General features: G+C 63.2%; 10 protein-coding genes. 3 read left to right on the top strand and 7 right to left on the bottom strand.

Annotated features, from left to right (window positions below; all coding sequences use genetic code 11):
* Positions 1–57 precede the first annotated feature (57 nt).
* From KW832_RS24085 to KW832_RS24060, 6 genes are read right to left on the bottom strand one after another with little or no spacing between them, the layout of a single operon-like run.
* Positions 58–6,234 carry an Hpt domain-containing protein gene (locus KW832_RS24085; protein WP_218301744.1) on the bottom strand — a complete coding sequence of 2,059 codons (6,177 nt, stop codon included), beginning with the start codon at positions 6,232–6,234 and terminating at the stop codon, positions 58–60.
* Positions 6,235–6,281: 47 nt separating this feature from the next.
* Complete coding sequence (locus KW832_RS24080; RefSeq protein WP_055393361.1) at positions 6,282–8,570, bottom strand: methyl-accepting chemotaxis protein; 2,289 nt, start codon at positions 8,568–8,570, stop codon at positions 6,282–6,284.
* A 21-nt stretch (positions 8,571–8,591) separates the two neighbouring features.
* Entirely contained in the window at positions 8,592–9,119 is a 528-nt protein-coding gene (locus KW832_RS24075; RefSeq protein ID WP_218301743.1) for a chemotaxis protein CheW, read from the bottom strand.
* Positions 9,120–9,134: 15 nt separating this feature from the next.
* Complete coding sequence (locus KW832_RS24070; RefSeq protein ID WP_010459520.1) at positions 9,135–9,500, bottom strand: PleD family two-component system response regulator; 366 nt, start codon at positions 9,498–9,500, stop codon at positions 9,135–9,137.
* On the bottom strand, positions 9,500–9,898 hold the full coding sequence (locus tag KW832_RS24065; RefSeq protein ID WP_034692846.1) for a PleD family two-component system response regulator: 399 nt from the start codon (positions 9,896–9,898) through the stop codon (positions 9,500–9,502). Before KW832_RS24065 ends, KW832_RS24070 begins: the two co-directional genes overlap by 1 nt.
* A 58-nt stretch (positions 9,899–9,956) precedes the next feature.
* Positions 9,957–10,130, bottom strand: coding sequence for a rubredoxin (locus KW832_RS24060; protein ID WP_008903269.1), 174 nt, complete (start codon positions 10,128–10,130; stop codon positions 9,957–9,959).
* A gap of 94 nt (positions 10,131–10,224) precedes the next feature.
* Between KW832_RS24060 and KW832_RS24055 the strand changes: the two genes are divergently transcribed.
* The 3 genes from KW832_RS24055 (at position 10,225) to KW832_RS24045 (ending at position 14,372) form a co-directional block, all read left to right on the top strand.
* Entirely contained in the window at positions 10,225–11,184 is a 960-nt protein-coding gene (locus KW832_RS24055) for a bifunctional hydroxymethylpyrimidine kinase/phosphomethylpyrimidine kinase (protein ID WP_218301742.1), read from the top strand.
* On the top strand, positions 11,168–12,478 hold the full coding sequence (gene hemL, locus KW832_RS24050) for a glutamate-1-semialdehyde 2,1-aminomutase (RefSeq protein ID WP_218301741.1): 1,311 nt from the start codon (positions 11,168–11,170) through the stop codon (positions 12,476–12,478). The genes KW832_RS24055 and hemL overlap by 17 nt, the downstream gene beginning before the upstream one ends.
* A 142-nt stretch (positions 12,479–12,620) precedes the next feature.
* Positions 12,621–14,372 carry an alkaline phosphatase gene (locus tag KW832_RS24045; RefSeq protein ID WP_218301740.1) on the top strand — a complete coding sequence of 584 codons (1,752 nt, stop codon included), beginning with the start codon at positions 12,621–12,623 and terminating at the stop codon, positions 14,370–14,372.
* 8 nt (positions 14,373–14,380) lie between these two features.
* Here KW832_RS24045 and KW832_RS24040 read toward each other — a convergent pair whose 3' ends face one another.
* Positions 14,381–15,160 (bottom strand): IclR family transcriptional regulator C-terminal domain-containing protein, encoded by a 780-nt coding sequence (locus KW832_RS24040; RefSeq protein WP_218301739.1) that lies wholly within the window; start codon positions 15,158–15,160, stop codon positions 14,381–14,383.
* Positions 15,161–15,164: the final 4 nt, after the last annotated feature.

Genomic DNA, 15,164 nt, shown 5'->3' with positions numbered 1-15,164 from the left:
TTGGCAGGCCACAGGCCCGCCGGTTCAAGGCAGACCTGTGGTGCACATGCATGCTGTCTAGGCCTCTGCGGTTGCCGCGATGCGGGCGTAGTGCTGAATGAGGCTCAGCAGTTCTTCGTCGGAGTAAGGCTTGCCCAGGTAATGGTTAACGCCCAGCTCCATCGCATGCTCGCGGTGCTTTTCAGCGATGCGCGACGTGATCATGATGATGGGCAGATCGCGCAGCGCACCGTCTGCACGGATGTTCCGCGCCAGGTCGAACCCGTCCATGCGTGGCATTTCGATGTCGGACAGCACAACGGTGGGGCGCTCTTCCTGCAGACGCTCCAGCGCTTGCAAGCCATCGGCCGCGAGCGCCACACGGTAGCCTTCGCGCTGCAGCAAACGCTGCGTAACCCGGCGCACCGTGATCGAATCGTCCACCACCAGAACCAGAGGCACTTGGCTGGGGCCCGCCAATTGGGGCGAGACGACCGACTTGCCCGCACCCGAAGAGCCATCGGCCTCCAGCACTGAAGGCAGACCGGCGCTGGCGGCACGCACCTGGTCGCCATACACCGTCGCCAGCGCCACGGGGTTGTAGATCAGCACCACAGCACCCGATGCCAGCACCGACATGCCGGCCAAGCCAGGCAAACGGGACAGCTGCGGACCCAGGTTCTTCACCACGACTTCCTGGTTGCCCAGAACTTCGTCCACGTGCATGGCGATGCGCTGCGATGCGCTGCGGAAGATCACCACAGGGCGCGTCTTTCCAGCAGGCTCGTTGCTGCGGGAAGAAGCCTGCAGGAGCGCTCCAGCCCAGAAGAAAGGCAGTTGCTCCATGCCGTCATCAAAATGGCCCGTGCGGTATGCAACCTCCAGGTCTGCCGCAGACGTGCGCCGAACGATCTCGACCACGTTGGCCGGCACGCCGATCGCGAGGTCACCCGCGCGCAGCATCACCACCTGCGTCACCGCCGTGGTCAAGGGAAGGACCATGCGGAAGGCCGCGCCCTTGCCAGCTTCTGTCGAGGTCTCGATCCGACCGCCCAGTGCATTGATCTCGGCACGCACCACGTCCATGCCAATACCACGCCCTGCCAAGCCGGTCACCTCGGAAGCCGTGGAGAACCCGGGCATGAAAATCAGGTTGGCAGCTTCGGCATCGCTCAACTCGGTATCGGGCGCCACAATGCCCTGCGCCAACGCCTTTTCACGGATGCGGGGCAAGTTCAGTCCGGCACCGTCATCCCGGAACTCCACCGACACGTCGTTGCCTTCGTGGTGCAACTCCACAGTGATCGTGCCCGATGCAGGCTTGCCTGCGGCCGTGCGCACCTGCGGATCTTCAATGCCATGGGCCACGCAGTTGCGCAACAGATGCTCGAACGCGGGGGTCATGCGGTCCAGCACACCACGGTCCATCTCAATGGAGCCGCCGGTGATGTCGAGCTTGATCTGCTTGTTGGTTTCCTTGGAGGCCTGGCGCACCACGGCATACAGACGTTCAGCAATGCCTTCGAACTCCACCATGCGGGTGCGCAGCAAGTCGCGCTGCAGCTCCCGCGCCTGGCGGCCTTGGGCAATCAGGTCGTCTTCCGCACCTTCCATCGCGCGCTGCAGGTTGCGCTGCACGGTGGCCACGTCGTTCACCGACTCGGCCATCATGCGTGTGAGCTCCTGCACACGGGTAAAGCGGTCAAACTCCAGCGGATCAAAGCCCGCCGCCGAGTCCTTCGACAGGGCCAGGCGAGACTGCATCTGCGACTCAGCTTGCAGCTCGATGTCCCGCAATTGCTGGCGCAGACGGTCCAAATTGCCCGACAGGTCAGTCAGCGAGCTGCGGAACTGACCCAGCCGCACATCCAGGCGCGAGCGGCTGATCATCACCTCACCCGCCTGATTGACCAACCGGTCCAGCAACTGGGCACGCACACGCACCGACTGGTTAGCAGCAACACGCAAAGGCGCGAGCTGCGAAGGACCAGGCAGGCGCACCGCTGGAGCAGAGGACACGGCAGACGCGGGTGCTGCTGCTGGCACTGGAGCTGATGGGGCCTCGGAGGCTTCAGGCTGGCTGCGCGGTGTTTCAACGGGCAGAGAAACCACCGTATCGGCGGGCCCCTGGCCAATCGCACGCAGCGCATCAAAGTTCGCCTGGATGCCGTCAAAACTACCCTGCAAAGGCTCGATTTGATCGGATGTCACCGTCTCAGCGTCAAGCTGCTCGATGGCGGATTCCAGCCGGTGGGCCATCTCACCAAGGCGCATGGCACCTGCCAAGCGCGAACTTCCCTTGAGGGTGTGCAACGCACGCAGCACTTCACTGCGGGCACCAAGGTTGTCGGGACGCGAGGCCCATTGGCGCAGCGCACCACCAAGCTGTGGCAACAGCTCGGCAGCCTCTTCCTCAAAGATCGGGAACAGATCCGGGTCGATAACGTCAATCGCATCGATATCGTCGTCCACATCCGAGCCAAGCGCCACAGCATGGGCGATCGCATCATCAATACGCTGATCGTGGTCGTGGATGACGGCCGACAAAGCAGGGGCCACATGCCCTTTGGGGCCCACAACAGCCGCAGGCTCCGGCATGGCTTGCAGGTCCGGCTCGGGTTCGGCAGGTGGCAGTGGCTGCACCACTTCTGCTTCCACCGGAGCAGTCTGGTCCTGCACCGACAACAACTCGTCTGCAGCCTCCTCTTCAGGCGGTGACAAGGTGTTGTCCACCTCGGTTTGCAGGATCTGGCGCAGCTGCTCCAGCACCTCCTGACTTGGTTCCTTGAGGAAACCTGCCGCAAACTGGTGCAGCAAACGACGGATGTCTTCCGCCGCTGCCATGAAGGCCTGGGCCTGCTCCTGTGTGCCGCCAGACTGCAGCGTCACGTGTTGAAGCGCGTGTTCGAGCACCCTGGCCATCTCTGACAGGGCATTGAACCCCACCGTGGCCGAGCTGCCCGCCAACGAGTGCGCCAATGCCACGGCCATATCGGGCAGAGGTTCGTGCAGCTCTAGCGACCATTCCTGCAGGCAGGTCACCAATCGGCGCGACCACTCGTCGGCCTCGTTCAGATAAACGTTATAGAGCGGGATGCCAATGCGCAGGGTGTCAATGACCTTCACCGCTTCATCGCTGGCGCTGTCTTCCGGCTCCTGCGGCACGGCTTCGATGGCCTGCGGCACTTCAGAGGAAGCCTCAAAGGCCACAGCCTCTGCGGCTTCTATGACTTCGGCGGGTACAACCTGACCCACAGATTCCGACCCATCGGCACCCGACAGCTGATGCTCGGGCTCTGTCTCGCTCGGCACTTCATGGGATTCGATGTCATCGAGCGACTCGACAGGCAGAACAAAGGCCCCATCCACTGCAGGTTCGTCGGGCACCACGGGTGCCTGCGAAAGAGCCTCCACCTCGGGAGCGGTCGCGACAGGTTCCAGGTCTGGGAGTTCGAGATCCAGAACAAAGTCGACACTGGAGGGGGCGATAGCTTCAGGAGCAGCAGGCGCCTCATTGAGCGCAGCGGCGAACACGGAGAAATCGATCTCCTCGGCCACCTCGGGGGCTGGAGCGATCGCCTCTGCCGGCAGTTCGGGCACATGGTCGAAAATTTCAGTGGCTTCGAAGTCCGGCATCGCCAGCTCTTCTTCTGCGACCTTCGGAACTTCTGCACTTGTTGGCGCGGGCACCTCAGGAGGCAGGTCATCCAGCACAGCCACCTCAGGCTCAAGTGCCACTTCAGCCAGGACCGGGGCTTCTCCGTCGGCAGACGGCAACACCAGCGGCAACAGGGTTCCATCCAGGCGCATGGCATCCGCAGATTGCCGGAACGCGTCCGGTTGCCAGCCAGAGGCTTGGCCCGCCGCAATGTCGTCCGCCCAGCGGCTGAAGGCCCGCAACGCGTCGGAAGAAAGCTGCAGCAAACCAGGGTGCATGGGCTTTTGCTCAGCCAGCCAGGCATTGAGCAACTGCTCCATCGACCAGGCGGCCTCACCAAAATCGTTCAGCCCCACCATCCGCGAACTGCCCTTGAGCGTGTGAAAGGCACGCCGCAGTGTGGTCTGCTCACTCAGGTTGCCCGGATCGTCCTTCAGCACCTCGATCGCAGCCAGACCATTGACTACCACCTCGCGCGCCTCTTCCAGGAAGACCTCCAGCAATTCGTCCTCGACCTCAGGCACCTGCGCAGGGGCTGGTGCGGGCGCTGCCGCAGCCAGGGGCAAGGGCGCCGGCTCGCTGCCCGCCACAGCGGGCAGATCGAACGAAATATCAGGGGCCAGCGAATCCGCCTCTACGGGAGCCAATGGCTCAGCGGCGGTCGCTGCGGGCATGTCCGGCAACGAAGGCAGCGAACCGAAATCGGTCGGCTCGCTGAGCGGCTCCTGCACAGGAAAACGCGGCACCACGTCAGGCAGGGGAACGGCCGACCGCTCCTCCAGCTTGGCAGGAGTCTCTTCCAAGGCATCCGAGGCACGCGGCCGACTCTTGCCCGTGAGAATGCGCAACTCGCCCAGTTCCTCGTCATACACAAACAGCTTGCGCGCCATGGTGCGCTGGTAGCTGAGCATGTCGATCAGGAAGCCCAGGGCGCCCAAGCTGTTGCCCAGTTTCTCGAACACGCCCTGGCGGTCTGACTCCGGGACTTCATTGATGAGCAAACGCTCCACCATGTCGCGCATGCGAACCACGGCGAGCGATGCCTGGTCCAGCCCCAGCACCGACAGCACGCCGCGCATTTGGGCAAGATGCCCCGGTACGGTTGCCAGGACTGCAGTGTCCTGCGGGCTGCGGAAGAACTGGTCCAGCGCCTTTTCCGCCTCGCCGAGCGTGGAGCGCAATTCGTCCACCACACTGCCCATGGTCTGGTTGTCGCTGACCCTGCGGTACAGCTCTTCCATCCATTGCTCGAGAGGTTCTGGCTCAGCGCCCGCCCCCACCGCATCCAGGCGCTCTGCCAGTCGGCCCGCGCGGATTTCCATCTGATTGCCGTCCGCATCCAGCTCTTCAAAGGCTGCTTGCAGATACAAGACCGAGGTAGCTACTTCCATGGCCAGCGCGGCCGAAGGAGGTTCACCCGAGCGGGTGGTGGATTCCAGCGCGCGGGTCAGCGCCTGAGCGAGGCTTTCGCTACCGGGGTGCAGCTTGCGCAGCGAGTCGCAGACCAGACTGAATTGGTCCGCCGCCGGCTTGAGCTTGTTGCGGTCGCCGCCCGCCAGGGCAGACCAGGTTTCCGTGGCAGCAGCTATTCGCTTGCGTGCCTGCGCCAGCATGGCAGGATCAAACCTGCCAAAACGGGCTGCTTCATAGTCCACCGGCTTGAACCGATCAAGGGCAAAAGCCTGCCGGACCGCCTGCAAAGACGGAGCCGCACTGTCATTGGATTCGGCTGGCTTGGCCTGCGAACAGAAGAACAGCAGATCCTGAACCAAGCGGTCTGCAATCGTCGTGTCACCCTTGGCAAGGGTGGAGTACTGCATCAGCACGCGGGATGCCACACGCTTGACGTAGACGTCCGCAGGCAAAAGGCCGGAGCCGAAAGCCTCAAAAAAGCCCGCGCATATCTTCCAGAAAGCGCGGGACTGGCGGTCTTGCTGGGATGCCACAAATCCCAGGCAGGTATCCCGCAAACTCAACGAAGCCCTGAGATCGCCGGATTTGACGATTCTTAGAACTGCCGCATCCAGGCGAGCACGCGCCTCAGGCCCGTAGGGCAGCGGCGTGGCTGCAACAGCCCCCTCGGGCTCGCGAAACCGGCGTTCCACGGGCCACAGATCGGCCGGATGGACACGGTCTGCACCTGCCAGGGCCTGGGCATCGCGGTACTGGGGAAACAACGCGACAGGCGACGCGGCCTTGCCAGCCAGAACGGTTTCCAGGTATTCGATGAGCGCAAAGCTCGCACGCTCAATCACTGCGGCAGCATCGTCGCTGCAGGTCTCAGGCCGTTGAACGAACTTCTGGACTGCCGACTCCATGGCGCGCAGGACCAAAGCTGGAGGGCCCATGCCCACCATTTCCAGCGCACCACACGCTTGGTGCAACTGCTGGCGAGCGATGCGCAGTGGGCCTGCGTCCAGCGCTGCAAGATCCGACTCGCGTGCGGCTTCTGCATCTCGCACAAAACGGCGCATGGCCTTGACAGCGCCATCCAGAGATTTGCGCAGTTCGTCAAGCACCCACGCCAAAGGACCCAGGTCCTGATCCCCCTGGGTCCCATCCGCGGCCGGTGCATTGTTGACATCAATAGATGACATGGATTCGTCCCCGGCTGCTATGAGCCAGCTGGTTGATGACTACAGCGTCAGGCAATCTTGAACCGTGCCACCGATTGGCGCAGTTCCTCAGCCATGTGCGACAGCTCGCGCACCTGCTGCGCTGTGGTACGGGTACCTTCACCCGTCTGCTCGGTCACCGCAAAAATGTGCTGGATGTTGTCGGCCACTTCGTTGGCCAAAACGGCTTCCCGCGAAGTTGAAGACGAAATCTGCTCAATCAGTTCGGCGAGGCGACGCGACACGCGGTCAATCTCGGTCAGCGCGGTACCGGCGCTGTCAGACAGGCGGGCCCCTTCCACCACACCCTGCGTGGAACGCTCCATAGCGGCCACGGCATCCTGGGTGTCGGTCTGAATCGCCTTCACCAGCGCAGAAATCTGGCGCGTCGCATCAGCGGAACGTTCGGCCAGTCGCTGCACTTCTTCCGCCACCACCGAGAAGCCACGACCGGCTTCACCAGCGGATGCGGCCTGAATGGCTGCGTTCAGGGCCAGCACGTTCGTCTGTTCGGTAATGTCAGAGATCAGCTCCGTGATTTCACCGATCTCCTGCGACGATTCGCCCAGTCGCTTGATGCGCTTGGATGTGTCCTGGATCTGGTCACGGATGGAGTTCATACCGCCGATGGCGTTTTGCACGGCCTGCAGACCGGAGTCAGCCGCTTGCAGCGACTGGCGGGCCACCGTGGCGGATTCTTGCGCCTGTGTGGACACCTCGTTAATGCGGGTCGCCATGTCAAGCACCGAGCGGCCGGTTTCGCGAATTTCGCGCAGTTGCTCGGTCGATGCTGCCAGCAGTTCGGTGGAGGTGTTGTCCACCTGCGCCGTCGTTTGTGCCACGCGGGTCGCCGTGTTCTGCACGCTGCCTACCAGTTGGCGCAACTCTTCCACCGTGTAGTTCACCGAGTCGGCAATGGCGCCCGTGATGTCTTCCGTCACCGTGGCTTCTTGCGTCAAGTCACCCTCAGCGACCGATTGCAGTTCGTTCATCAAACGCAAAATGGCAGCCTGGTTGGCGTCGTTGACGCGCTTGGCTTCTTGCTCCTGGCGCTTGGCGTCCTTCTGCTGCATTTCAGCAGCCGCCTGGCGGCCACGGCTGTCGAGCAGCTGAACACGAGAAATGCCCACACCGCAAAAGATCACAAACAAACCAGCAAGCGCAAGAGCTGCCAGTTGGCCGCCACCCACACCCGTCTGGGCCGACAGTTTGGTTTGCAGTCCTTCGAGCTGACGGCGCAGAGGCTCACTGTCAGCAATGATGGCGGACTGCGCTTCACGGGCCGACACCAGACCTTGCAGGTTGCCCAGAATGGCGCTGGCCTGGGTGCGGGTCTGCTCATAGAGCTTCACCAGAGCTTCCAGCTGTTCGCGGGTCTGGGCATCCTTGGTGGCAGCCAGACGCAGTTCCGGGCTGCCGTCCAGCAGGCCTTGGGCGATTTCCTTGAACGAATTCAAGTCCTTGCCCAGCAGGAACACAGCCTCAGGACTCACGCCTTCCATGGTCTGGAATTCGTTGGCGGACTTGCCGATACGCTGGGTCAACATCACCAGCTGGCCAGCCGCAGAAATCTCGGCAGCGGGGGCGTTTTGCTGCAGCTTCAGGGACGACACAGTTTCTGCGATTTCGAGCAGGTCCGAGGACTGGCGGTTGATGGTGCGCAGAGCGTCGCCCACCTGGGTCAGGATCTTCTGCTGTCCCATCACCACGCTGGCATTGCGCTCGGCACGTTCCATGAGCGGGTTCACGGCGTCCAGATCGGGCTTGTAGGGCTCGCCCAGGGATTCCACGCCAAGTTCGCCATCACCCGCGTTGAGGGCACGCACATTGCGCGCCAGCACGCCGGAGCTTTCCACCACGTCCGGGAAGGCCTGGGGACTACCCACCAGGGCCTGAGATACGGACTTGGCGAGACGCTGTGATTGCATCAGGGATTGGCCGGTAGCCGCAAGCTGCTGAGCTGATCGGTCTGCCTGCTGCAGCACCCAGAAGGCAATCAACGCGAGAACCGCCACACCGATACCAAGCAGCGCGAGCAATCGACGCTGGTGAGCGGCGGCCGTGGCACGCCCCAGCACCGGCAGTGCGATCAGGTCTTCCTCTGCGTCCGATGCGGCCAGTTCCGGCGAATAACCATCTGGATCGCCCTGCACGCTGTTCATCGCTTCAGCCTGGTAGGTGTCGCGCAGCTGCGCACCATCCAGCGAACCCGTGGCAAGAAGATCCTGCCCGTCGTCGGCGGCGCCGGCAGTCGCGCCGGTTTCCGGCGTGGCAGGTTTCCGGTTGAACAGTTTTCCAAATTGATTGACGACGGACATGGTGCAGCCTTACAGAAAAACTCAAGCACTGATGCTCAGGAAAGCGGGATGTTGGGACAGGATCTGCAAGTTCAGCTCCTGCCAGCGTGTGCCGCTGGAATCGATATAGGTGGTGCCAAAGAACGCGGGCGAATCCTCGGCGGGCGGCTCAGAAGACATAAATGCATCGGTCCCACGCAGGCCCGCAAGGCGATCCACCAGCAACGCTGCATTGACCTCCAGGGCGGCATTGAAGGCCAGCAGGCTGGCTTCCGACAAGGCCTGCTCCGTGCGCGGAGCGGCTGAGCCCAGAAGGCCTGCCAGATCCACCACGCCGACCAGTCCGCCGCGCAGGTTGGCCACACCCAGAAACCACCGCTGGGTGTAGGGCACCGCCTGGATCGAGACCCAGGGAAAGATCTCCCCCGACTGACCCAGTGGCAGCAAGTAAAAACTCCCGGCCGACTCGACAGCCAGCCAGGATGAAACAGAGGACCCTTCGGTTCTTGCAGCCTGAAGGCGGCTGGCAAGTCGGGTCTGGAGCTCTCGCAGGGCTTCGCGGTTGGCCATGAACGCGCCGCAGCCTTAGTTCAGAGCGTCAATTTTGGCCTGCAGTTCAGCGGGATCCACGGGCTTGGTGATATAGCCGCGCGCACCCTGCCGCATCCCCCAGACGCGATCCGTTTCCTGGTTCTTGCTGGTGCACATGATGATGGGCACATCGGCGTACAGCGGGTCGCGGGTGATGGCACGTGTGAGCTGGAAGCCGTTTTGGCCGGGCATGACAACGTCCATGAGGATCAGGTCGGGCTTTTCCTCCGCCAGACGGCGGAAAGCCTCATCGGCATTTTCTGCGGTGCGTACCTGCATGCCTTTTTTCTGAAGCAGGTCGGTCAAAAACATCAACTCGGTCTTCGAGTCGTCGACGACCAATACTTTCTGGATGGGCATTACATCGCTCCTTGTTGGGCATTGCCAAATTGCTGCACGGCTTGCAGCAACTGGTCTTTGGTAAACGGTTTGGTGAGATATTCTTGGCAGCCAACCATGCGCCCGCGCGCTTTGTCGAATACACCATCCTTGGAGGACAGCATCACCACCGGAGTATCTGCAAAACGGGCATTGCGCTTGATGATGGCGCAGGTCTGGTACCCGTCGAGCTTGGGCATGAGGATGTCGCAGAAAATCAGCTGAGGCTGGTAATCATTGACTTTGGCCAAAGCATCAAAGCCGTCGTCGGCCAACAAGACTTCGTGCCCCCCCTGCTTGAGAAAAATCTCGGCGCTTCGACGGATGGTGTTGCTGTCATCCACCACGAGCACTTTGAAAGATGCGCCTGTTGTAGTCAATTGTTACTGCTCCTGATGGAGAAAAAAACAACGCAGCAGCACATGATGCTGGTGCGCCTCAAATCTGAACCATCTCGAAGTCTTCCTTGCGGGCCCCACACTCGGGGCAGGTCCAGTTCATCGGAACCTGATCCCATGGTGTATTGGGTGCAATGCCGTGCTCAGGTGAACCCTCTGCTTCGTCATAAATCCAACCGCAAATCAAACACATCCAAGTTTTAGAGTCGATCACAGCTTAAAGGGCCTTCACATAGAATGCAACGATTGTATCTAGTCATCTCCGTGGGCTGCGGCTTCGGTGCCACCCCTCAAGCAGGATCTGGTCCATGACCATCAAAGCATCCCCTCCCCCCCCTGAAAGCATAGATATTGAAGATGACGGTTTGGAGGACGCAAGCCCTGCATGCGTGCTCGTCTTCAATGCCAGCGACCCCAGCGGCGCTGGCGGACTGACAGCCGACATCACCACCATTGCCTCCGTGGGCGGGCATCCGATTGCCGTGGTCACAGGCGCCTATGCCCGCGACACGGCGCAGATTTTCGACCACTTCAGCTTTGACGACGAGGCGGTGGCCGAGCAGGCCCGGGCCGTGCTGGAAGACCTGCCGGTCCAGGCCATCAAGGTCGGTTTCGTGGGCAGTCCGGAGAACATCAGCACCATCGCCGAGATAACCACAGACTATGATGAAGTCCCGGTGATAGCGTACATGCCCAACCTGTCCTGGTGGCGCGATGAGCTGATCGACGAGTACCTGGATGCCTTCCGCGAATTGTTGTTACCGCAGACCTCGGTGTTGGTTGGAAACCACAGCACCCTGTGGCGCTGGCTGTTGCCCGACTGGACCAGCGACCGCAGCCCCACAGCCCGCGACATTGCCCGGGCCGCCTCCGAAATGGGCGTGCCCTATACCCTGGTCACCGGCATTCCCCTGCCCGAGCAGTTTGTCGAGAACGTGCTGGCCTCCCCCCAGACCGTGCTGGGCAGTGGCAAGTTCGAACTGTTCGACGCCACCTTCTCCGGCGCCGGCGATACCTTGTCGGCGGCCCTCACGGCCCTGGTGGCCAGCGGCAACGACCTGGGCGAAGCCACCAGCGAAGCTCTGGGCTACCTCGACCGCTGCCTGGATGCCGGCTTTCGCCCCGGCATGGGGCACATCGTGCCCGACCGCATGTTCTGGGCCCAGCCCGACGATGACGAGGCCGATGGTGACGAAGAAGAACTCCCGATTGACGAAGCACAGGCCCTCGAAGGCTTTGTGATGCCCCCCCATGACACCAAGCACTGATCTCAACATCCCCCTGTTCGAACGCGCCAAAGCGCTGATCCCCGGCGGCGTGAATTCGCCCGTGCGGGCTTTCAAGGCCGTGGGCGGCACGCCGCGTTTTGTGAAGCGCGCCAAAGGCGCCTACTTCTGGGACGCCAACGACCAGCGTTTCATCGACTACATCGGCTCCTGGGGCCCGATGATCCTGGGCCACGGCCACCCCGCTGTGCTCGAAGCCGTGCAGAGCGCAGCGCTCGAAGGCTTCAGCTTTGGCGCACCGACCGAACGCGAGGTGGAGCTGGCCGAGGAAATCCTGAGCCTCGTGCCGTCGATGGAGATGATCCGCCTCGTCAGCTCGGGTACCGAAGCGGGCATGAGCGCGATCCGCCTGGCCCGTGGCGCCACAGGCCGCAGCAAGTTCATCAAGTTCGAAGGCTGCTACCACGGCCATGCCGATTCGCTGCTGGTCAAGGCCGGATCGGGCCTGGCCACGTTTGGCAACGCCACCAGCGCGGGCGTGCCGCCCGAGGTGGTGCAGCACACCCTGGTGCTCGAATACAACAACGTCGCTCAGCTCGAAGAGGCCTTTGCCCTGCACGGCAAGGAACTGGCCTGCGTGATGATCGAGCCCATCGCGGGCAACATGAACTTGGTGCGCGCCAGCGTGCCGTTCATGAAGCGCTGCCGCGAGCTGTGCACTGAATACGGTGCGCTGCTGGTGCTGGATGAGGTGATGACGGGCTTCCGTGTGGCCCTGGGCAGCGCGCAGAGCGTGTACGCCAAGAGCATCCCAGGCTTCAAACCCGACATCACGGTGCTGGGCAAGGTCATTGGCGGTGGTATGCCGCTGGCAGCCTTTGGTGGCCCGCGCGCCATCATGGAAAACCTCGCACCGTTGGGCGCCGTGTACCAGGCGGGCACGCTGTCGGGTAACCCGGTGGCCACGGCCTGCGGGCTGGCCACGCTGCGCGAGATCAAGAAGCCGGGCTTCTTCGACGCACTGTCGGCCACCACACGCTCCCTGGTTGATGGCCTCGCCGCTGCGGCGGCGGCTGAAGGCGTGCCCTTCAGCACCGACAGCGAAGGCGGCATGTTCGGCTTCTTCCTGATGCCCGAGCTGCCCCAAAACTACGCCCAGGTGCTCAAGACCGACAGCGCGCGCTTCAACCAGCTGTTCCACGGCCTGCTTGATCGCGGTATCTATATTGCACCTGCGCTGTACGAGGCCGGTTTTGTCAGCGCCGCCCACACACCCGAAGACATTGCCGCCACCGTGGCTGCCGCGCGCGAAGTGTTCAAAGGACTATCAAAATAATAGCTGCCAGCGCTTTACCAACAAGCGCTAAAGGCTTTTTTTATTGATATTTTTTTGTAGCAGAGGGCGCAGCGCCCTCGCTTCACGCGGCCGTCATGCAATGCGGGCAGGCTCGGGTGTTTTACCCCACACCACCCGCGCCATGGCACACAAACCCCTCGTCTCTACCTCCCACCCTTTCCGCGACGCTGCGCAGGCCGATGCCGGGCGGCGGCGCTTCGTGCGCCAGCTCGGCATCGCTGCAGCCGCGCTGGGCACCCTGCCGCTGGCGGCCTGCGGCGGCGGCGATGACGATGCGCCTGCCGTGCAGTTTGCACACGGCATCGCCAGCGGCGACCCGCTGGCCGACCGCGTGATGCTGTGGACACGGGTGACCCCACCCGCTGGCCACACCAGCGATATCCCTGTCGAATGGGAACTTGCCACAGACAGCAACTTCACCTCCATCGCTGCCCAAGGCAAGACCACGGCGCTGGCCAGCAAGGACTTCACCGTCAAGGTCGATGCCACCGGGCTCAAGGCGGCCACTGCGTACTACTACCGCTTTCGTGCGTACGCTGCCCACACCGCCACCGGCCGCACGCGCACCCTGCCCACCGGCAGCGTGGCGCAGGTCAAGCTGGCCGTGTTTTCGTGCGCCAACTACCCCGCCGGCTACTTCAATGTGTATGCCGACGCGGCCCGCCGCAATGACCTGGATGCCACCGTCCACCTGGGCGACTACGTCTATGAATATGCCCGGGGTGGATATGCGTCGGCCAACGCAGGCGCGTTGGGGCGCCTGTCGCAGCCTGCCCACGAGATCCTGAGCCTTGCCGACTACCGCCAGCGCCACGCCCAATACAAAACCGACTCCGACCTGCAGGACCTGCACGCAGCCGCCCCCATGATCGCCGTGTGGGACGACCACGAGATCACCAACGACACCTGGAGCAACGGCGCAGAAAACCACCAGAGCGCCACCGAAGGCAGTTTCAGCGCGCGCAAAGCCGCGGCCATGCAGGCGTACCACGAGTGGATGCCCACCCGCAACGCGCAGCCCGAGCTGATCTACCGCAGCTTTGCTTTTGGCAACCTGGTGGCGCTGCACATGCTCGACACCCGCGTGGTAGCACGTGATGAGCAGCTCGACTACGGCCAGTTTTTCACTGCCACCGGCTTTGACGCCGCCGCATTCACCGCCGCCGTGGGCAGCACCAGTCGCCAGCTGCTGGGCACCACGCAGACACAGTGGCTTCAGCAGCAGATGGCCACATCCAGCGCTACCTGGCAGGTGCTGGGGCAGCAGGTACTGATGGGTCGCATGAACATTCCAGCGCCCATCCTGATGGAAACGCTGCAACCCGGCGCAGGCGTCACCGTCAGCCAGTACGCGGCCCTGGTGGGACGCGCGCAGACAGCGCCCGCCAGTCTCACACCGGCCGAGCAGGCCATCCTGGCGCAGCCCTCCATTCCCTACAACCTGGACGCCTGGGACGGCTACCAGGTGGCACGCGAGACGGTGCTGGCCACCTCACGCAGCCTGGGCAAGAACCTGGTGGTGCTGTCGGGCGACACCCACAACGCCTGGGCCAACGAGCTGCGGGACATGAGCGGCAATGCCGTGGGTGTGGAATTTGCCACCTCGTCCGTCAGCTCGCCGGGGTTTGAGGAATACCTGCCGAACGAAAACCCCGCCACACTGGCCGGTGCGCTGCAGCAGCTCATCGGGCCGCTGAAGTACTGCGACACCTCACGCCGTGGCTACATGGTGCTGACTGCCACCGCCACGGAGTGCCGCGCCGACTGGGTGTACGTGAGCACCATCACCAGCCGCAACTACACGGCCAGCACCGACAAATCCCTGAAGGTGCTGGCGGGTGCGGCGGGCACGGGGCGCATTGTTGCGGCATAAGCTCAGGCTTACAGCAGCCCCCGCAACTCGCGCGCGGCCTCCTGAAGCAGCGGGAGCAGGTCGCGCTGCAGGCTGCTCTCATCCACCTGCTTGGGTGACGCCACCACATTGAGCGCCGCCACCGTGTCGCCCTGCAGATTGCGCAGGGGCACGGCCAGCGCGTGCACGCCCAGTTCGTGCTCTTCCACCGCCAGGCAATAGTCATCGCGCCGCACCTTGGCAACCACCTGCCGCAGCGGGCCGACCTGGGTGATGGTGTGGGGCGTGAGGCGGTGCAGTGAGCAGGCCTTGAGCCACGCAGTGAGTTGCGCAGGAGGCAGTGCCGCCAGCAGCACGCGCCCCGTGGACGTGGGGTGCGCCGGCAGCCGCGCGCCCAGGTGCAGGCCATAGGCCAGCACACGCGACGGCGCGCCATACACCCCGCTGCGCGCCACGATCACCACCTCGCTGCCATCCAGCACCACGGCCGAAAACGACTGCTGCGTCTGGGCCGCCAGCCGGTTGAGCGTGGGCTGCAGCACACGCGGCAGGCGGGCCGAGGCCAGGTAGCTGCCTGAAAACCGCAGCACCTTGGGCGCCAGCCAGAAGTAGCTGCCATCCGTCTCCAGATAGCCCAGGTGCGCCAGCGTCAGCAGGTGCCGCCGCGCCGCCGCGCGCGTAAGACCCGTGCGCTGCGCAGCCAGCGTGGCATTGAGCCGCTGGCGCTCGGTGTCAAAACTCTCCAGCACCGCCATGCCCTTGGCCATGCCTTCGATGAAATCTGCCTTGGCGATGGGTACGGTGGTCATGGTT

Source organism: Acidovorax sp. sif0632, assembly GCF_019218805.1.
In the GTDB taxonomy this organism is placed as follows: Bacteria; Pseudomonadota; Gammaproteobacteria; order Burkholderiales; family Burkholderiaceae_C; genus Acidovorax; species Acidovorax facilis.
The sequence above is the reverse complement of the archived record's forward strand: the minus strand, read 5'-3'. Positions and strand labels throughout refer to the sequence as shown.